The organism is Mucilaginibacter rivuli, from assembly GCF_019391655.1.
GTDB classification, from domain to species: Bacteria; Bacteroidota; Bacteroidia; order Sphingobacteriales; family Sphingobacteriaceae; genus Mucilaginibacter; species Mucilaginibacter rivuli.
In genome coordinates this window covers 53,754-74,471 of record NZ_JAHXPQ010000009.1, presented here as the reverse complement: position 1 = coordinate 74,471, position 20,718 = coordinate 53,754, and the positions used below count along the sequence as shown (strand labels likewise).

17 protein-coding genes are annotated in these 20,718 nt (G+C 44.0%); 1 reads left to right on the top strand and 16 read right to left on the bottom strand.

The genetic code is table 11. The features are described 5' to 3' along the window. The first annotated feature begins 3 nt into the window (after positions 1–3). Entirely contained in the window at positions 4–2,415 is a 2,412-nt protein-coding gene (locus tag KXQ82_RS18505) for a glycoside hydrolase family 2 TIM barrel-domain containing protein (protein ID WP_255563725.1), read from the top strand. A gap of 61 nt (positions 2,416–2,476) precedes the next feature. On the opposite strand, the gene KXQ82_RS18500 is transcribed toward KXQ82_RS18505, so the two are convergent. From KXQ82_RS18500 to eat, 16 genes are all read right to left on the bottom strand, one after another. Then, positions 2,477–5,221, bottom strand: a complete 2,745-nt coding sequence (locus tag KXQ82_RS18500; RefSeq protein WP_219490046.1) for an outer membrane beta-barrel protein — start codon at positions 5,219–5,221, stop codon at positions 2,477–2,479. A gap of 136 nt (positions 5,222–5,357) precedes the next feature. Next, positions 5,358–6,248 carry a DUF4097 family beta strand repeat-containing protein gene (locus KXQ82_RS18495; protein ID WP_219490045.1) on the bottom strand — a complete coding sequence of 297 codons (891 nt, stop codon included), beginning with the start codon at positions 6,246–6,248 and terminating at the stop codon, positions 5,358–5,360. A 4-nt stretch (positions 6,249–6,252) separates the two neighbouring features. After that, positions 6,253–7,107, bottom strand: coding sequence for a hypothetical protein (locus tag KXQ82_RS18490; RefSeq protein WP_219490044.1), 855 nt, complete (start codon positions 7,105–7,107; stop codon positions 6,253–6,255). Between the two features lie 7 nt (positions 7,108–7,114). Then, a complete protein-coding gene (locus tag KXQ82_RS18485; protein ID WP_219490043.1) occupies positions 7,115–8,008 on the bottom strand; it encodes a HEAT repeat domain-containing protein in 894 nt (297 codons plus the stop codon). Further along, the gene (locus KXQ82_RS18480; protein WP_219490042.1) at positions 8,005–8,520 is read right to left on the bottom strand and encodes an RNA polymerase sigma factor; all 516 of its coding nucleotides are present in this window, start codon (positions 8,518–8,520) and stop codon (positions 8,005–8,007) included. Before KXQ82_RS18480 ends, KXQ82_RS18485 begins: the two co-directional genes overlap by 4 nt. 250 nt (positions 8,521–8,770) lie before the next feature. Further along, the gene (locus KXQ82_RS18475) at positions 8,771–9,970 is read right to left on the bottom strand and encodes an MFS transporter (RefSeq protein WP_219490041.1); all 1,200 of its coding nucleotides are present in this window, start codon (positions 9,968–9,970) and stop codon (positions 8,771–8,773) included. Positions 9,971–10,142: 172 nt separating this feature from the next. Then, a complete protein-coding gene (locus KXQ82_RS18470; protein ID WP_219490040.1) occupies positions 10,143–10,925 on the bottom strand; it encodes a class I SAM-dependent methyltransferase in 783 nt (260 codons plus the stop codon). Positions 10,926–11,024: 99 nt separating this feature from the next. Further along, positions 11,025–11,888, bottom strand: coding sequence for a helix-turn-helix domain-containing protein (locus tag KXQ82_RS18465; protein ID WP_219490039.1), 864 nt, complete (start codon positions 11,886–11,888; stop codon positions 11,025–11,027). Between the two features lie 83 nt (positions 11,889–11,971). Continuing rightward, positions 11,972–13,654 (bottom strand): gamma-glutamyltransferase, encoded by a 1,683-nt coding sequence (gene ggt / locus KXQ82_RS18460; protein ID WP_219490038.1) that lies wholly within the window; start codon positions 13,652–13,654, stop codon positions 11,972–11,974. Between the two features lie 70 nt (positions 13,655–13,724). Next, positions 13,725–14,507 (bottom strand): hypothetical protein, encoded by a 783-nt coding sequence (locus KXQ82_RS18455; protein WP_219490037.1) that lies wholly within the window; start codon positions 14,505–14,507, stop codon positions 13,725–13,727. 13 nt (positions 14,508–14,520) lie between these two features. Further along, positions 14,521–14,895 carry a GntR family transcriptional regulator gene (locus KXQ82_RS18450; RefSeq protein ID WP_219490035.1) on the bottom strand — a complete coding sequence of 125 codons (375 nt, stop codon included), beginning with the start codon at positions 14,893–14,895 and terminating at the stop codon, positions 14,521–14,523. 1 nt (position 14,896) lies between these two features. Then, the gene (locus KXQ82_RS18445) at positions 14,897–15,832 is read right to left on the bottom strand and encodes a hypothetical protein (protein ID WP_219490033.1); all 936 of its coding nucleotides are present in this window, start codon (positions 15,830–15,832) and stop codon (positions 14,897–14,899) included. Positions 15,833–15,835: 3 nt separating this feature from the next. Beyond that, positions 15,836–16,672 carry an ABC transporter ATP-binding protein gene (locus KXQ82_RS18440; RefSeq protein WP_219490032.1) on the bottom strand — a complete coding sequence of 279 codons (837 nt, stop codon included), beginning with the start codon at positions 16,670–16,672 and terminating at the stop codon, positions 15,836–15,838. A gap of 384 nt (positions 16,673–17,056) precedes the next feature. Next, the gene (eutC, locus tag KXQ82_RS18435) at positions 17,057–17,803 is read right to left on the bottom strand and encodes an ethanolamine ammonia-lyase subunit EutC (RefSeq protein ID WP_219490031.1); all 747 of its coding nucleotides are present in this window, start codon (positions 17,801–17,803) and stop codon (positions 17,057–17,059) included. Positions 17,804–17,943: 140 nt separating this feature from the next. After that, positions 17,944–19,320, bottom strand: coding sequence for an ethanolamine ammonia-lyase subunit EutB (locus KXQ82_RS18430; protein WP_219490030.1), 1,377 nt, complete (start codon positions 19,318–19,320; stop codon positions 17,944–17,946). A gap of 1 nt (position 19,321) precedes the next feature. Beyond that, on the bottom strand, positions 19,322–20,689 hold the full coding sequence (gene eat, locus KXQ82_RS18425; RefSeq protein WP_219490029.1) for an ethanolamine permease: 1,368 nt from the start codon (positions 20,687–20,689) through the stop codon (positions 19,322–19,324). Between the last annotated feature and the right edge of the window lie 29 nt (positions 20,690–20,718).

Sequence of the window (20,718 nt, the reverse complement as noted above, 5' to 3'; positions counted from 1 at the left end):
AAAATGAAGATACTTTATATCAAATCATGCTTAGTGCTTGCTTTGGCGCTTACAAGTTTTGGCACCTTGGCCCAAACCCGCCAAACGGTACTGTTCAATGCTGATTGGAAGTTTCACAAAGGTGATACTTTGGGTGCAGATAAACCCCTATTTAACGATGCTGCATGGCGCAAGCTCGATCTGCCACACGATTGGAGCATTGAAGGGCCTTTTGATGAGAAATGGGCCAGCGCTACCGGATATTTGCCCGCAGGCATAGGCTGGTACCGCAAAACATTCGATCTGAAGCCTGCAATGCAAGGCAAAAACATATACCTCTACTTTGATGGCGTTTATAACAATAGCGAGGTATGGATAAACGGGCATTACTTAGGTAAGCGCCCCAACGGTTTTGTTTCTTTTGAGTACGATATCACTAAGTATCTTAACCCAAATGGAAAAAACACCGTTGCCGTAAAGTGCGACCATAGCCAGTTTGGCGATTCGCGCTGGTACACCGGTTCGGGCATATACCGTAATGTTTACCTTGTAGCAACACCAGCAACCCGCATTGATAACTGGGGTGTTGTTTTTACTCATGGCGCTATTCAACCCAACTTTGTTCGCGGCAATGTCAATGTATCGTTTACAAATACTTCTAACAAGCTGGCTGCTGTTACTGTTAATACAGTATTGCGCGATCCCGAAGGCAGGTTAATAGCGAAAGGCGATGTATCGCATATTATAGCCGCGCCCGGCGAGCATCTCAACAAAAATTTGCCTTTATCTATCAGCAGTCCGCAGTTGTGGTCGGTTGATCATCCTGCGCTATATACCTTAGCAGTAAGCATTTCAATTGAGGGTAAAGTAAAAGATATTATTATACAAAAGGTAGGTATACGCTCCGCGGTTTTTGATGCCAATAAAGGTTTTGCCCTTAACGGGAAAAGCATGAAGCTGAAAGGCGTTTGTATACACGACGACGCGGGGAACTTTGGTGTTGCTGTGCCCGAAGCCGTTTGGGCACGCAGGCTTCACAATTTAAAAGAAGCAGGCGTAAATTCTATCCGCCTGAGCCATAACCCTCATGCAGACTACCTGTATGACCTTTGCGACCGGATGGGTTTACTGGTGATGGACGAAGCCTTTGATGAATGGGAACTAGGTAAAAATAAATGGATAGCGGGTTGGAACGAAGGAAAGCCCGGTCAGGACGGTTATCACGAGTATTTTAAAGATTGGGCCGACCGCGATCTTGCCGACATGATCAAACGCGACCGCAACCACCCTTCCATTATTTTGTGGAGCATTGGTAACGAGATTGATTATCCCAACGATCCATACACCCACCAGGTTTTAAATACCGGTCGTAATCCACAGATATATGGCAAAGGTTACACACCCGATCATCCTTCGGCAGATAATTTAACACGGATAGCAAAACACCTGGTAGCTGTGGTAAAACAAAACGATACCAGCCGCCCTGTTACCGCGGCACTGGCTGGGGTAGTAATGTCAAACGAGGTAGGTTACCCGGAAGTGCTTGATGTGGTAGGATATAATTACCAGGAGTTTCGTTACCCGGAAGATCATGCCAAATATCCCAACAGGATAATTTACGGTAGCGAAAACGGCATGAACGCCGAAGCCTGGAAAGCTGTTACCGACAACGACTATATAGCCGGACAATACCTCTGGACGGGCATTGACTACCTCGGCGAAGCCAGGAAATGGCCTGCGCGAAGCAGCACGCCCGGCTTACTTGATCTTGCCGGGTTTAAAAAGCCTGAGTTTTACTACCGCCAGAGTTTATGGAGTGATAAGCCAATGGTGTATATCGGCACAAGCGAAATACCCCGGAGAGAAGGCCGGGAAAACCATAATGCCGAACCAACCTGGAACTGGCCGGAGGGAAAGCAGGTACGTGTAAGCTGTTTCACCAACTGCAATGAGGCCGAGCTTTTTATTAACGGAACATCATTGGGTAAAAAAACAATGACAGGTGTTACCAGTCATATTTTAACGTGGGACGTTACTTATGCCCCCGGAGAGTTATCAGTTAAAGCATATAACAATGGCGTTGTTGTTAGCACATACAAACTGGTTACTTCCGGAGAGCCCTACGCACTTAAAATTATTGATGACAATAATGATTATAGCCCGTTACTTTGGCAGCGTACAATTGCCGTGGTTGATAAAAATGGCAATATTGTGTACAATGCAAATAACGAGATCAGTGTTGACATTACAGGTTACGCTAAGCTACTCGGCCTGGAAAGTGGCGACAATTTAAGCCATGAAGACTACAAGGCAAATAAGCGCCGGGTTTTCCATGGTAAATTAATAGCTTATATTAACGCTGACCCGAGAGTGGAAATGATGATCCGTTTTAATTCTCCGGGCTTAAAACCGATTGAAATAAACCGGCTGAAATAAATGGCATAAGTCGAGACGTTTTTGATTGGTTTTTTTGGAAATGGGATTGATTAACAGTTTTTTATTTCTTTACCGGCTTTTTAGCTGTAACTGTAGCTGCTATCCGGTAAGTGTACGATAGTAAGAAATAGCGTTTCAATATCTGGCTTTGGTAATCGGTAACGGAGTTGCCGTCGGCATAACGGTACGAGCTGATGTTTTGATTTAACAAGTCATATACCGATAACCTGATCTCGCCACGGTCGCGGTACTGAAATTGCCTGGCTATGGCGAAATTTAACAAATTGCTGCTTTTTTGGAAGCCTGATGAAACCAGCGGATTGTAGTTGAAGTTATAGTTCCCCTCAATCGTCATGTGTTTTATTGCACGTATAGATATAGGTACATCAAGGCTTTGGGTAACATATTTTAAGGTATTGTAAGTTACATTTTGGTATGATGTTATATTAGGGCTGATGCTGTATGTTGGCGTTATATCGAATTTATTGTTCCAGTTTAAGGTGAACTGCTGATTGTACGACAAGTACAACCTGTTTTGATAGCCTTGCAAATTATTTACCTGGAAAAAATCATGATCCAGGTTAATGCTTACCCTGCTGTTAAATTTAAATTGCCAGTCGTTTATCTTTTTATAGCTCTTACCTATGCTCATGCCGGCATAGGTATAATACCTGCCATCTTTATTCACATTTTTAGAAACAGTTGCACCAACAGGGCTTACTGTACGCTCATTAAAAATACTATTCTCATACACGCTAATGCTTGCATAAAAATTTGTGTTCAGCATTTTTTCGGTTTGGTACTTGTAATAACTGAAATAAATATTGTGCGTGCGTGTAGCTTGAAGATCGGGGTTACCTACACGGCTATATAGCTGGCTGTAAACGGTAGTTTGCGGCAGCAGGTCGTTTATGCTTGGCTGGTCAACATACTCGCTATAATCAACAGAAAAGCTTTCTGTATTAAACCTGAAGGCAGGGAGCAGGTAAAGAGACCTGCGGTTAATATCGGCTATATTACGGTTAAATTTGTTGTTGGTTTGCATCAGTTGCACACCCAGGTTTACCGATAACCTGGCTTGCTTGGTAAGCTGATAGGTAAGTTCGGGGCGCAAAGTTTCGGTAAATTGCTGCCGTTCCAGGTTATGGCTCAGGCTATCAATATAACCATCGTACTGGCCGGTGCTCAGGTTTTCGTTAAATGTCATCAGCCTCCCTGTGTTTTGATTATATTTACCTGTTAACTCTACGCTGCCGGTTAACTTTTTAGAGAAAGGGTAACGATAAGTTATACCCAGGCTACCATCGGCAGTGTTGTTAATATTATTGCCTAACCTATACAGGTTACTTGATGCTATAGCGCTGCTATAGGATATAAAGTTATTGCTTGAGTAATCAAAACTTTTACCCGGCCTGATATTGAGGTTGTGGTTTATGTTTAGCGATTCGCCTTTTTTATGCAACTTGCGGTAATAGCTGAACGACTGCTGAAACTGCAGGTTATTGCTGTTATTGCTCCCGCCGGACGAAGACGAATTGAGCTGGGGCAATACGTTTGAGTAGCTGCTGCTAATACCCGAGTTACCCGAGTTTGAATTACTAAAATTAAGCCTGGGGTTGTACCTCAGGTTAAAAACAGTATCCGGCTTCCATTCAACCAGCGCGCTAAAGGCATGATTGTTTGTACTGGAGTGGCCTTCATAGCTACCCGATGAGCTAATGGTATCTGTTAAAAACTGCTGATTGAATGATGACGATTTACTTACATTTGATGTATAACTGTAAAAATACAGGAAATTCAGTTTTAGTTTTTTACCATAATCGGTATTAATGTTCAGCCCGCCGGAGCCTACAGTTTGTATGCCGCCACCGTAATTTCTGCCACCGGTAGCTACGCTGCCATTATACAAGGCATCGCTGCCGCTGCGGTTAAAGCCACCTTGCGATGTGAGTTCCTGGTTGCTGAAGCCTGTACGGTTAAGGTTATTACCTATACCTATCAAACTCACTTGCAGCGTATCCCTGAATACACTGTATATCAACCCTGCATCGTACCGGTCTTCTGTACCTATGCCTGCTTTAATTTTACCGATGGTACTCTTTTTAATAGCCGATTTTAATTTAAGGTTGATGATCTTTTCCACTTTCGAGTCGGGTACAATATGGTCAGGGTCGTTTTCACGGTCATCATACACCTGTACCTTATCAATAAGGCTGGCATCCAGGTTGCGCGACGCGATTTTAGGGTCGTTGGCAAAAAACTGTTTTCCATCTATCAATAGTTTGTTAACCTTTTTACCATTAACCGTGATGGTGCCATCCATATCAACCTGTATGCCCGGGAGCTTTTTCAACAGCTCTTCAACTACCGCGTTAGGTGGTGTTTTAAAGGCCTCCGCATTAAACTCGATGGTATCCTTTCGCATTACAACGGGGCTGGCTTCGGCATTTATGTTTACCTGGTTCAGGCTGCCTTTGCTGGCCAGTTTAATTTCACCAAAATCAACTTCAACACCTTTCTCCAAAGTAAAAGTTTTGCGGAAATTTTTATAGCCCACAAATGATACCACCAGTTTCAAGCGTTTATCAGATGGTAGTTTGTGCAAAGCAAAGGCTCCCCCTTTAATACTCAGCGTATATGATACTAATGACGAATCCTTAAGATCAAGTGTTGCCACGGTGGCAAATTCAAGTGGCTCGTTGGTGAGCGAGTCAACAATTCTGCCTTTAATATCGGCTTTATTTTGCGCGTATCCTGCCAGGGCAAAAAGCAGCAGCATGCCCGCGAGGGTTATTATTCGGTTCATGGTTGTGATAAGGTGGTATAAGGTTATTTATTGGTGCAAGGTATATATTATACGTGATTAGGTATTGTTAAATATTGTTATATAATGTTAGCAGTTGTTAAAAGGATGATAAAGGCATATAAATTCCATAAATCCGTTACTTTTCTTTGCGCAAGTACACGTTGCCATTAGCGGCGTTTATCACGATCATTCGGCCCCCGCCATTTACGTTACCCGTGTAACGGCTTTTTACCAAAGGGAACGCTGGCCTCTGCTTAACCATGTTCAGATCGGAATAGAGGTTGCCGTATCCTGCATCAACCTGTATGGTTGCTTTTGCCTCTTGCGGTAACGATATATCTACATCGCCATGTGTAGTTATAATATTTAAAAGCGGGGTATCTTCAAGACTGTCAAATTGTGCATTAGATTGTTGGAGGTGCGATATGATGATCTTTTCTGTTCCGCCTATCCTGTGTCCATTTATTCCTTCGGATAAGGTTAACGGTCCGCTGATATGATCAAATGTGATCACAGGTGCGGTACCTTCAACCTCCAAACCGTTGCTGAGGTTTTTGAACGACATTTTTGCACCTAACTCGCTGATCACAAAAACTACTTTAAGCTTGATGTTTTTAGGCACCAATACTTTGTAGTGCCCAAATTTTAAACCTGTGGTGTAAGGTATGGTCAGACTTAGTCCAAATACGCCGGGTTCATTCGTTAGTACCCTATAATGTACCAGATTATCGCTGGGTAACAGGCCGCTTGATGCTAACGAAAAGCCCGGCAAAACAACAGCCGGTTTTGATGCCACAGGGTCGGCTTCTATCACAATATCATCACCATCATAGCCTTCAAAGTTTGCTGTGGCCTCCTGAACATCAATAACAATTAATTCTTTCCCCTTCACGTGAAATTTTGCCAGGTGCGATTCAACCAACGGTTGTTCCCTTTTTGGATTATAATTTACAGTGGTTTGGAAGGTTTGCCCGAAAGCCGCTGTAAAGCCAAAAATTATAGTGAGTAGCGTAACTATCCTTTTCATGGCATTATTCTTTTTTTAGGTAAATGGTTCCATAACTGCTGTTAATAATGGTATTAACCTTCCCATTATTTAACGAGATGCTTTTTAAGGCTAATGCCCTGTGGTAAAATCTTTTATAATCAATCATAAACTCTTCAGATACATCCTGGGCCTTAACATCAAGGTTGGAGTACGCTTTTCCGTAATCTGATGAAAAAATAAAATTAGCTTTTGCATCTGCCGGTATTGAAAGCTCAATATCACTATTAGTTGTACCTACAATATAGGTACGATGGTGCGGTTCGCCATTTATTATTACCGGGGCATCGGTCCATTTCACATCGGATATGATCACCTTGCCCGTTGCCCGGCTCCCCTGGTGCCAGCCGCCGCCCTGTACCACAAAATTGGTTACATTATGCACCTCTACTGATGCAAGGGTACCTTCAATATCAATGCTATTGATGTTATTTACGGTTATTTTTCCATTAATAAGGTTCATATCCGTCCGTATAAATAAAATAATGCTTTTAGGTACCCTGATGGATAATTTGCTAAAATTACCCGGCGGTATGTTAATGCTCAGGCCCGATGTATCTTCGCGCATGCTGGGCTTAATAATATTATCTTCTTTGGGGCGGCCGGGTAATATTATCTCGTCAAGGCCTGCGGCAGCAGCAGGTTTAACACCCGTTACCGATGGTACGGCCTCGATAATGATCTCGTCGCCATCATAACCAATAATATCTGCCGATACCTGGTCAATCCTAAGGTAAACAGGTTCATCACTGCGGTTAAGCTTAGCCCTGAACTGTGATGTCTGCGCAAAGCTCAAGCTGTAAGCGCAGATAAAAAAGCATATGGTGATAGATATTTTCATAGTCAGTTTAGTTCAGGAAGCTTTCAATACCTGCCTTAATTTTATTCTGCATACCGGGGTTAGTAGTTTTATCATCCAGCAAGGCAATCATTTGTGGTATGGCTTGTCGCGATTTAGTATCGATGAGCAGATCAACTATCGATGATTTTATCAACTCATCATTTTGATGGCTCAGCAAACTTATCAGCACCGCCTGCACATTTGCACGGCTTGCCAGGGGACGCAATGCATCTAAAATGGTTAAGCGCACGTTAGGGCTTGGGTCTTCGCGCAGTGCAAGCCCCAGCCGGCGCAAATCGGCATCGGTTAAGTTACCCTTACCGGTCATTTTCATTACCGCGCCAATCCGTTCTGAGGCGTAAACCGACCGCAGTTCCAATGCCAACGCGGAGTTATCTATTACAGAGTCCTTTTTAACAGGCTGTTGCTGTGGCGCTTTTGCAACAACTTTTTCGGGAGTGGGCTGCTGCTTTACAACCTGCACCTGTTGTATAGGTTGCGGTATTGTTGTTGCAGGCTGCTTAACATATACTGTTTTATACTCCACTACCGGTGCAGGCATGCCAGTAAACCTGCCGCCAACGAAAGCTAAAATGCATGCCGCAACTGCGGCTACGGCTTTTAACCAATTAGTGTTTATCTGTACAACTTTTGCCGTTTTTGATGGTGTGGCCAATTTTTCATTCTGCAGCATGGCAAAAAACTGTGTATCCATGGTATCGCTCATGGGTTTGCTTTCTGCTTCGTTGCCTATCATGTTCCAAACGGCGCGCATTTCTTCTGCTTCTTTTTTCAAAGCCGGGTCTTGCACAAAACATGCTTCGAGCACCTGCATATCAGCGGGCGCTATCTCGCCGCTCGTGTAATCGGCTAACAGCCTTTCTGTTTCTTCTCTTTTCATGCTATTTTAAAATAAGCTTCACGTAAACTGTTTATGGCCCTGAATGCCCTTGTTTTAATTACCCCTACCGAGCAATTATTTATTTCGGCTATCTCATCATACTTCATCCCTAAAAACCTGCTCATCACCAGTACTTCGCGGTACTGTTCGGGTAGCAGTTTTAATGCCTGCAACATGGCCTGGTGCTCATCGTTCACCAGGGTGTAGGCTTCATCTGTTTGATAGCTGGCGTGTGCTGCATCCATTTTTACTTGTTCTTTAAAATCCTGGTATTGTATGTTTTTAGCTATGCTGTAAACCCATATCCTAAAGTTATTGCCTTCTGTATACGATTGCCGGTACTTTATAACCCGGTAAAAAACCTGCTGTACGCAATCTTCACTCTTTTCCTGATCGTTATAATTCTTATACATAAAAAACTGGTATAATTTCTTTTTATACCGCTCGTAAAGAATAGCTGCCTTATCAAGGTCGTTCTTTTTAACACACAGCATTAAAGACTCATCAGTCATTCTTTATCTCTTTTTATTTAACAGTATCACAAACGGAACAAAAGGTTACATCAACCCTAAAATATTTTTCGCAAAGCGGTCAGTTTATAAATGGCAGTTCCGGATATTTATACAATATCCATTAAACTTACTGTACTATTAAAGTAGTACAGTACAAGTATAGAAAGTACTTTTCATATTTCAAAATTTTAGCAACAAAAGGGCACAAAAAAAGGAGCTTTGCCGCTCCTTGTACTTTACAATGGTATTTTTAGTTTGGACTTAAAACTTCTTCTTTATCCTTAAACCGCGATACAGCGAACATCACCACGGCTGATATGAGAATAAGCAGCAGGTAGCTGTAGCTTAAGTTACGCTCATCCCTGGCGGGAAAAAGATTGACCACACCATAGCTTAAAAAAGATATGATAACATAATTAAGCCCGCCGGTAAGGCCGCCCGCTATTCCGGCATTTTTAGGGAATTTGCCCAGGCAAAAAGCGAAGTAATTATTGAATGTAAACCCAGCCGATACATGAATAATAAACGCGAAGAACAGCAGCGAATAAATATTGGATACAAATTGCAGGCTTACCAGCATAACAGCTATAAATACGAATTGTATAAACAGGTTAACCAATAAACGTTTATAAAACGAGTGCTTAATGGTGGCTTTACCGATAAAGCCACCTGTCATCCAGGCAAAACCAAGGAATAGCGAACTGTAGCCGGTAACTACCGGCGAAAGATTTAAATGATGCTGGATAATGAAAGGGCCAGTCATGTTATAGATCATTACCATACCATAGGCAGTACCCAGCATAACAATACCTAAGGTAAATGATGCCGTAGTTAGCATTTTTTTATACAAAAGAACTACTCTTTTTAATTTAAATGGCGTGCGCACAGGCAATGTTTCGCCGCCATACATGTACTCGAGCACCAGGATAATAAATGCCAGGCCCGCAAGGAAATAGAAATTAGATTGCCAGCCAAAAGCCTTTTGCAGGTACCCGCCAAAAAACGGCGCTACTATTGGCCCTGCCGACCAGATGATAGAGAGCATGCTGAGGTAATGTTTCAGCTTTTCTCCCGTGAATACATCAACAAAATAAGCGCGCTTACCAACCATAATAAGCCCTACGGCAAAGCCATGCACCACACGCATACCGCAAATCAGGTACAGGTTGGTGCTTGTCGCGATAACTAAGCTGGCTACTACAAAAATTAACAGCGCTGCTAAACCAGCTTTATAGCGGCCATAGCTATCTAAAAAGCTGCCCAAAAAAAGCTGCGATACGCCATAACTGATCAAAAATAAACTGAGGGTTAGTTGTATGCTTACACCGCTCACATGCAGGTCGCCGGCCATTGCGGGCAGCGAGGGCAAATAGATATCGGTAGCAAAACCTGATAAGGGAATTAACGCAAATGCGATGGCCGTAGCCATACCCGGGTGTTTCTGTTCCATGGTGGCGCAAAAGTGTTACTAATTGATTTTGATAAGAACATTTTACTGTAAAAATTTCCCAGGTGGGAAATTGCAGCCATACATCTAACACCAGCCGGTTCGGTATCATCCCCACATACCCGATCAGTGATATGCCTGAAACCTTGCCGGTGGTGCTTTGATGGCATTTACCTTACTTTTCTGCAATAAATAATAAAAACTGATTATGCAGATAGTGCATGTTATCGGCAATATGATAAGGCGCAAAGGCTTTAGCCACGGTATCTTCAACAACTTGCCTGTCGTTGTGGTTCATGGCTGCCGCGGCAGGTCCGGTGCTCATAAAACAGTTAACACCTTCACCTAAGCTCCTGAACAATGCCGGGCATGGTACTTTAGCCGTATGTACCACTTTTAAACCAATTTTATTGCAAATGCCCTCAATCCGGCCATCTTCAGATAAGGCAAACGGACCAGGCGTACCTGCAGGTGGTGGCGGTAATAAATAGCCTATGGCTTTTAGTATGTTGGTAGCATCACTCATTTCCGGTTTATCCCAGATACCTATTACCAGCTTACCGCCAGGTTTTAACACACGCTTTGCTTCAGCTAATGCGTTTTCAAAATTTCCGGCGTATTGAAACGAGTTAAAACCCGCTACTACATCAAACCTATCAACAGTAAATGGCATTGTTTCCAGGTCTGCTTCCATAAAATTATTCCGTGGGTTGCGCAATCGTGCTACCTGTAATAAACCGGGAGCCGCATCAATACCGCTTACCTGCGCACCGGCTTTTATGGCAATACTGCTAAATAAACCCGATCCGCAACCTGCATCCAGTAAGGTAGTATTATCTTTTATGTTTAATTGTTTTAAGGCCTCCCTGTACATGGGTAAAAACGAAGGCTCAAAATAAGCCGACCAATTTTGCGGTGCTACACTCCACAATTTTCCTTGCACTGCTTTTGTGCTCATAATAATTCGATTTAGATATTTAAAAATTAACAGGCGCAAAATTACAGCCGCGCTAAAAACCGGGGTATGCTAAAAAGTCCAGAAAATCGACTAAAAAGTTCAGGCCAATACAGGCTGTTTTATAGAGGCCGGTGTGGTACCGAAACGCTGGCGGAACGCGCGGCCAAAATGCGACGGGTTTTCAAAACCGCTCTCAAAAGCTACCTCGCTTACTGTTTTATCAGTATTGATCAACAGGTTTTTAGCATGAGAGAGTCTTTTTTCGAGCAGCCACTTGCCGGGTGTGGTATAAAATTGTTTTTGAAAATCGCGCTTAAAGGCTGATAGGCTACGGTTGCTCAATTGTGCAAATTCTTCGAGTTTTAAATTGAAACTATAGTTGCTATCCATTACGCGCTGTAATGATACGGCCTGCGGCTCATTCATTAATGAGCAAAAATAAGAGAGCATTTCGGCATTGCCTGAGTTGCCTGCAATGATCAATATCAGCTCTTTGAATTTTAATTCGATAAGTGAGCGGTCAGGCTCCTGCCCGTTACTGAACATGGGCATCATCGACTGGTAAAAAGCATGCACAGCAGCATCGCTTTCCAACTCAATCACAGGTTCGTACTTTTTGCCCGGCTTGTAAATGGGTGATTCTTTGCTCTTCAACACATCGCAAATAAAATCATCCGGAACAAAAAACATCACCAGGCAAAAGGTAGCATCAAAAAACTGCTCCATAATGCAGGCACCCTTACGTACAAATACACAGCTGCCTTCGTTTAGCTCATAACTGCCATGCGCCGTGTGCCACATTTTGCGGCCCTCCATTACATATACAATGTAATTATGCTGGCTCCATGCATCCTGGTATTTTGATTTTAGCGGGCAATTATACAAAGCCATTAAACTATCGCCGCAACGAAACTGGCGGTAAAAATCGGGATTCTCTAACTTTTTGTTGTATATATTGATCATGGAGATTGCGCAGCAAAAGTAAATATTTTCCTAAAAAAAGAAAAATACTACAGATGTAACACACTGTAAATGTGAATTTAACCCTAATAACCAATACTCGCATCCTCGCCACGCGGGTCGGCGCCGCCCTGGTAACCTTTTTTTGTTTTCACAATGGCATCCACACGGCCAATAGAACCGCGCGGTGTTATTTTGTATCCTTTGGCACTTAGTTTTTGCAGGGCCTGTTCTGTTAATACACCCTTTTCTACCTCTACCTGGTCGGGTAGCCATTGGCTGTGAAAACGAGGTGTGGCAACGGCCTCTTGTATCGGTTTATTAAACGCTACCACATTCAATATGGCTTGGAAAACCGAGGTAATAATGGTAGATCCCCCCGGCGTACCTACCACCATAAACAGTTTTCCCTTTTTAGTGATAATGGCAGGCGTCATCGAACTCAGCATCCGCTTATTTGGTTTAATAGCGTTGGCTTCGCCACCTATCAGGCCATACATATTGGGTGTTCCCGGCTTAACCGAAAAATCATCCATCTCATCATTCAGTAAAAAGCCCGCGCCCTTTACAAATACAAACGAGCCATAACTGTTGTTGAGCGTTGTGGTGATCGATACCGCGTTACCATCCTTATCAACTATAGAAAAATGGGTGGTTTCTTCATGTTCCTTTTTTGGGATAGCGCCTGCTGCAACCTCGCTGCTGGGTGTTGCCTTATCCCATGTAAAGGTGCTCATGCGTTTGTTTTGATAAGCTGTGCTTAACAATGTTTTTTGAGGCACTTTATAAAAATCGGGATCGCCCAGGTGGGTGGCCCTGTCGGCATATACGCGGCGCTCGGCTTCTACCATTACCTGTACGGTAGAATCTGCATTAACGCCCCAGCGCGTCAAAGGATAAGGCGCTACCGAGTGCAGCAATTGCACCAAACCAATACCCCCGCTTGATGGAGGCGGCATGGTAATAATGCCGTAACCTTTGTATTTACCTGTAACGGGCCTGCGCCAAACTGCCCGGTAATTTTGCAAGTCTTTTTTTGTGATGATACCCTTCCCGCGGTTCATTTCTTTTACCAGGCTATCCGCAACAGCGCCACTGTAAAAACCGGCACGTCCATGATCGCGGATGAGTCTTAAAGTACGCGCCAGTTCAGGTTGAGTAAATATGTCACCCTCTTTCCAATCCGCATCTTTTACCAAAGCGGTACCTAAAGGGTTATATTGAACGAATGTTGTTTTGTTACGGTTAAAATCTGCAGCCTGCCTCGCGGTAAGCGGGTAGCCTTTTTCTGCAAGGTCAATTGCAGGTTGGAGTAGCTTGCGCCAGCTTAATTTGCCATAGCGGCCATGTGCCTGCACCATACCGGCAACACTTCCCGGCACACCGGCAGCTTTTTGGCCAAACAAACTCATTTTGGTAATGGCATTGCCGCTACTATCCAGGTACATATCACGCGTAGCCAGTTCAGGTGCTTTCTCGCGAAAATCAAGCGTGGCTGTTTTACCCTTCCCGCTGCGGTAAACCATAAATCCGCCGCCGCCAATATTCCCGGCAACGGGGTAAACTACCGCTAATGCAAACTGTACTGCAACCGCAGCATCAACAGCGTTGCCTCCTTTTTTCAATATAGCTACCCCTGCCTTTGCAGCCTCGGGTTTCGCACATACCACAACGCCACGCTTATAATATTTTTCGGGGGTAGTAATTTGTGCTGTGGCTGTATATTCCACAAACATCAGCAAGGCAAAAAACAGGTATAGCTTTTTCATCAATAATAAAATGGGGGTATGTTACAAATATATGCGCCGGAGCGCATATATTTTAGTAACTCATTTACAATTAATGTTTTGTGGCTAAGTATTGTTGTATACTATTCCCTTTAAGGGTAATATCCATGTGGGCGCCACTATCTATACGTAAAGGCTTATATGCGGCTACCTGGCAATGATTAAATTTAACTGTCGGGCTATCCAATAGTGAGTATGATAATTGTGCTATATTTTTGGCGTATTTTACCATAACCTGTGCCTCGCCTTTGGCAATCAGGTTTAATTGTTCTGTTTGCAAATGGTTTATGCTCATTGAGGTTCCGTCTAAAGCAACAATATTCATTTGTTTTAAATTGAACGACCCATCGGTATGGTACTGTGCAAATTCGGTCCTGATATATTCAACATCTTTATTTAAGTATAAACAAAGTAAGCCGTTGTTACCGGTACCACTAATGTTCTCTACATGCTTTTTTCTGAAGAAGGAAATATATAAGGTATCTTTAACTACACTGGTTTTAAAAAGGCTTTCGTAATATTTATTAACCTTGGCCAACTGTTTTCCGGCATGGTCTCCACGAATATCAATATCGCGTTCCTGCGAATACACGGAACGGTAATCGCCATGCTCAAAATCGCCTGATGTAATCTGCCCGCTAACCACTACGTATTTGCATTGCGGCAATGGCAGGGTAACATACGCTTCAGCGTTCGCATATTCATCTGCCGGGCGCTGTGCCTGGGGTATTAAATTACCTGCTAAATACTGCTCTTTCATAAGCCAGTTATAGGCAAAAAGTGTTGTTGGTATCGCAATAAAAAACACGATCAATAATTTTGTACTTGTTTTCATACTCAATAATATCTTAATGGTTGTCCATATTCTTTTTAAACTCATCAAAGCGGGCCTGTAGCTCATCGGGGGCAATATCCAGCATGTTCATCTTGCGGAACAGCAGCGGAAGCTCTTCTGTTAAAAACTGTTGCTTGCGCGATGCCTTTATCTTTTTAGCCGAATCCTTAGCTACATACAAACCCATGCCTCGTTTGGTATAAACAATTTCCTGCTGCTGCAGGTACTCAAATGTGCGCATCACAGTGTTGGGGTTTACTTCCAGCATTACTGCAAGCTCACGCACTGAGGGTATCTTTTCATCCTCTTTCCATTCTTTAAGCTGTATCTTATCGCACACATAATCTGCTATCTGCAGGTATATGGCTTGCGTATTGTTAAACTCCATACTATATCAGTGTTTTTTCTCTAAGCTTAACCCAGGTAAGCAGCCAAAAGAACGGTACCATCATAAAAAACAACAACGCGAATATAAACTGCTGCCATGCGGGCAACACAGCCTGCCACACGAGTGGATTATTTATGTGCTCGGTGTTGCGGGCATAAAACTGTACCGGCATAAAAATGCCGCTGCCTGTAACATTAAAATTATTGGGGGGCAACAGAACCTTTTTTGGAGCCGAGGTAATTGTTACAGGTTGCTGAGTACTGCCTTTGGGCGGATATATAGTTTTAGTATTGGTTTGGGTAGCATAATCGGGTGGGTTGGGTATAAATCCTTTGGGGAGCACATTGGGCTGAAGATGGTTTTTATAGAGCTGCTCTTGCAGCTTGTCGTTCAATGCAACGGTTCCAAACAAAACAGCGCATACCAATACCGCTGTTTTAACAAAGGCTAAACGCCTGAATAAGGTTGAGCAAAACATTACAAAGGCCTGCAGCATAAAATACAACATCAGCACGATTAGTATTTTACCTTCGGAGGGTGACAGGTTCCATAGTGGCGCCAGATCGCCTTTTATTTCGGTATGATAATAATAAGCCGCAAACATTACCGGGTAAGTTAACAGCGTATATACCACCGGGAAAATAACCAGGCTGTAAATAATGGCCACAAGTATTTTCTCAAAAGCCGATGCGGGGAGCATTAACGCGCTCAGGGCGGTACGCTTATCGGTAAACCGACTCAAAATGGTTGATGTAAAAATTGATGATGATAACAGCAGCCCGATAGTAAAAAACATCTCCTGGTTATTGGGGCTGCTGCTGGAGGTAAAATAAAACAACCCTTCAATACCCATCATGGCTAATAAGCCCAACACATAAAGCTTACGGTTTTCTACCCATTGCATTTTAAACAGGTACCAAATTCTATTGATCGACATATCTTAGTTATTAAATAATTGAACAATTTGTTGTTTGTTGCTGAGCACGGCATTAAAAAACATTTCCATATCCAGGCGCGATGGCTCTTCTTTTTTGTTTAGCGCCACTACAGCATAGCCTTTTAAGCCGCCTTCGCTGTATATTACTTCGCCGGCTTCATTCAAAGTCATGGCTTGTTTAAATACCAGTTTTTCGGTAATGCGGTCAACGGGCTCGTGCACAATGATGTTCTTATCCTTCAGGATAAGTACGTGGTCTATCAGGCTATCCAGGTCGCGCACCTGGTGGGTACTGATGATCATGGTTTGATCGGGCCGGATACAACCGGCTATAATTTTACGGAACTGTTTTTTTGATGGGATATCCAATCCGTTTGTTGGCTCATCCATGAGCAATACCTTAGCATTGGTAGCCAGCGCGAAGCTGATCATCACCTTCTTTTGCTCGCCATGGCTAAGGCTTTGCAGGTTACCGGTATCGGGTATTTCAAACTCTTTTGCAAAACGGTAAAACATATCCCTATCAAAAGCCGGGTAAAAGGGAGCATAGGTATTTAAGTAACCGGCAAGGTTTACACGTGGTATGTAAAACTCTTCGGGTAATAAAAACACCTGTTGTAAAAACGAAACGTTGCGTTTGGAAGGGACCTGGCCCAGCACATGGCATTGGCCCTTATTGGCAAAAAGCAAACCGCAAATATTATACAGCAAACTGCTTTTTCCTGCGCCGTTTTGCCCCAGTAAACCATAAATATGGCCTTGCTTAAGTTCAAGGTTCAGATCCTGCAGTACCGGCTCGGCCTTTTTGTAGCCAAAGGTTAAATTATCAAATATGATCATAATTCAATCTGTTTTACTGTACTACTTAAATAGTACAGTACAATTGTAAAAATTAGATCTGATATTTCAAAATTTTGAATGAAAATATTTTTTTATGGAGGATAAAATGATGGGCATCTATCTGCCATATATCAAAGTAAAATCGACACATAACGTTCAAAATCGTTATATCTCCATGAATGTAAGGTTGTTATAAAGAAGCTAAAAAACTTTTTAAAATACCCACTTTTACCCCCTGCCACTTGTCAGCGGGTCATGCTGAACTTGTTTCAGCACCCCATCAGAAGGGTGTGCGAGTGACGAATAGTTTATGACTTAGCAAGTGGGGTGCCGAAATAAATCCGGCATGACTGGTTATACAATACCCACATTTACCCCCTGTTTTCAGCCATCAAGCAAGCCCGAGTTATCTTTCAAATTAACGCCGGATAACTGCAACCTGAAAGCCTCCTGTACCAAATAGAATATCTTTTGGGCCGCCTGGTCAAAAGGCAAACCCTCGGGGCGGATATTGGATACACAGTTACGCATCTCGTCGGTAAGTCCGGGTTGCGGGTTATAAGTAAGATAAGCACCAATACTATCTGCCGAGCTTAAGCCTGGCCGCTCTCCTATCAACATAATACAAAGCTGGGCTTGCAGGCCATGAGCTATATGATCGCTCAGACCAACACGCGCCTGTTCGGCAAGGCAGATAGGCGACAGTTTGTATCTGAGCAAAGGGAGCAAAGCATCCAGCAAGGGTATCGCGTTCTCATTTATCGCTGTTGCCGAAAGGCCGTCTGCAATAATAATGCAGATATCGCAGGGGTAGGCGCTTTCGTTAATGAGCAGTACCGAAGCATCATCCAAAAGGCGGCCATAGTCGGGCCGTTGCAGGTATTGATGCCTATTTTCGGCCTGGCTGTGGAGTTTTAACCTAGGCAAACCAAATGTTTTTATACTTTCCAATAACCCATCTACATCCAAAACAGAATACACCGCATCGCGGGCATGTGCATGCGCCAGCTTAAACTCCAGCGATTGCTTGAGCGGTATACTGCTACCCACCCTGCCCATGGCAATGCGCGCTGCTGTAAATTCCTTAAGCGACTCCCAGGGGTCGGTTATTTTTTTGGATAGGTCTTTCATTTTGTTTTTAAATCCCCTCTTGAGAGGGGGCGCGTTGGGTTTGTGTCACCGCAGGGTTGTGTTAGCGAATAACACACCCCTTGCCCCTCTCAAGAGGGGGAGCCTCACACACATTCCATTTTACTAAATCAAATCCGAAATCAAAACAAGTGTTCAATCAGTTTACTCATATTTTGCGTATGCGCCAGTTTGCCTTGCACATCAGTAATACCCTGTTTCAATAACCAGGCTGCAAACTCCGGGGCAGGGCGCAGGCCCAGCACCTTGCGCAAGTACAAAGCATCATGAAACGAGGTTGACTGATAACTCAGCATAATATCATCAGATCCGGGTATGCCCATCACAAAATTGCAGCCCGCAACGCCAAGCAGGGTGAGCAGGTTGTCCATATCGTCCGAATCCGCCTCGGCGTGGTTGGTATAACATACATCAACACCCATGGGCAGGCCCAAAAGCTTACCACAAAAATGGTCTTCCAACGCCGCACGGATAATTTGCTTGCCATCGTACAAATACTCCGGGCCAATAAATCCTACCACGGTGTTTACCAGCAGCGGGTTATATTTTCGCGCCACAGCGTAAGCCCTTGCCTCGCAGGTTTGCTGGTCGATGCCATGGTGCGCATTTGCCGATAGCGCACTACCCTGCCCCGTTTCAAAATACATTACATTGTTGCCAACGGTCCCACGGTTTAGAGATAGTGTGGCATCATAAGCCTCGTCCAGTATTTTCAAATCAATACCAAAACTCGCGTTACTTTTTTGCGTTCCCGCGATGGACTGAAAACACAGATCAACAGGTGCGCCGCTGTTAATTAAACCTATCGTGGTAGTAACATGGCTCAGCACACAGGATTGAGTTGGGATGTCAAACTGCAACCTTAAAGTATCTATCAGGTTGAGCAGGTTAGTTACGGCGGCGGGGCTATCTGTTGCCGGGTTTATGCCTATAACCGCATCGCCGCTGCCATATAGTAAACCATCTATCATACTGGCGGCTATCCCTTTGGGGTCGTCGGTGGGGTGATTGGGCTGCAGGCGGGTAGAGAAGTGTCCACGCAAGCCTATCGTATTTCTAAACCGGGTAATTACTGCACACTTTTTGGCTACGGCAATCAGGTCCTGGTTACGCATCAGTTTGGATACGGCGGCCGTCATTTCGGGCGTGATGGCCCATTTCAATCCTTCTAATATTTTGCCATCGGCTTCATCACTTAGCAGCCAATCGCGTAGCTCGCCTATGGTTAAATGGCTAATAGGTTCAAAGGCTGCGGCATCATGGCTGTCAATTATTAGTCGCGTAACTTCATCGTCCTCATAAGGCACTAAAGCTTCATTCAAAAAGTTTTTGAGGGGTATATCTGCCAACGTCATTTGGGCGGCAACACGCTCTTCGTAGCTATCGGCGCATATCCCGGCAAGGGCATCACCTGTACGAAAAGGTGTAGCTTTGGCCATCACGTCTTTCAAATCGCGGAAGCTGTAAACCTTATTGCGGATGGTATGCTGGTATGCCATGTTATTCTATCATTACGGCTGCCTGCTCCAACAAAACATCATCGGTTATCTTCATTTTGTGCTTACCTGTCAGCACCAGCAAAATAAGGGCAGCGGCAAGGCCGCCGAAAAAGATATAGCTTACCGTTATGTTATAATAGACGATAGCCACCAAACATACGGCTGAAAGAACTAATGCCACTGCCGGAAAAATGGGGTAAAATGGCGAAGTAAAGGGCCGTTTCAGATCAGGCTCCTTACGGCGAAGAACGAACACGCTGGCCATACTCATCAGGTACATTACAATGGCGCCCAGGGCAGATAATACAATGACCGGGTTGATCACGGTATCGGGCTTATCAGCAAACTTATTTGCGATATACAAAGTAATAAATGTAACCAGGCCGCCTGCAATTAAAGCCCAATGCGGCGTTTTAAATTTGCGGTTAATACCTGATAGCCCGCGCGGTAAATAACCGCTCCTGGCCATAGCAAACACCTGCCTTGATGATGCCAGTACCATACCATGGAATGATGCTACCAAACCAAATAAACCAATGCTTACAAAGGCTTTGGTAAAGCTGCTGCCTTTACCCAAAACAATGGCGATGGCGTCGGGCAGCGGACTGGTGGTGGTGCTTAGTGTATGCCAATTTGTTATGCCGCCGGTTAATATCATCACACCCAAAGCCAGCAAGGTTAAGGTTACGATGGCGGATATATAACCTTTCGGGATATTTTTTGAAGGATCTTTTACCTCTTCGGCTACTTGTGCCACACCCTCGATACCCAAATACAGCCACACGGCAAAAGGCAGCCCGGCAAATATACCGGCCCAGCCAAAAGGCATCGGGTCGGCAATGTAGTTAGCCAATTTAAAGTGCGGAGCTATGATGCCCGAGAAAACCAATAATTCGGCAACAGCCAAAACGGTAATAAAAACAGAAAACGCTGCCGACTCTTTAACCCCTAATATATTGATAATAATAAATACGATGTTAAAGCCCACAGCCGATTCAAGCACCGGAACAGCCGGGTACAAAAAGTGCAGGTAACTCCCCAGCGCAAAAGCGATGGCCGGGGTAGCCAGCAAAAAATCAATAAGGGTGGCGTACCCGGCAATTAACCCGCCAAAGGGCCCCATAGCACAGTAAGCATACGCAAACGCGCCGCCCGCATGTGGTATAGATGTAGTGAGTTCGGTATAGCTAAAAATGAAAGCGATGTACATTACCGTAACGATAATGGTTGCGATAAGCAGGCCAATGGTACCCGATACGCCCCAGCCTAAATTCCAGCCAAAGTACTCGCCGGATATTACCAAGCCTACGGCAATGGCCCATAAATGTATAGGTTTAAGTGTACGTTTTAAGGTTTCGGCAGCGGACATTGTTTAACGTTATTTTTCCGCTTTAAGAT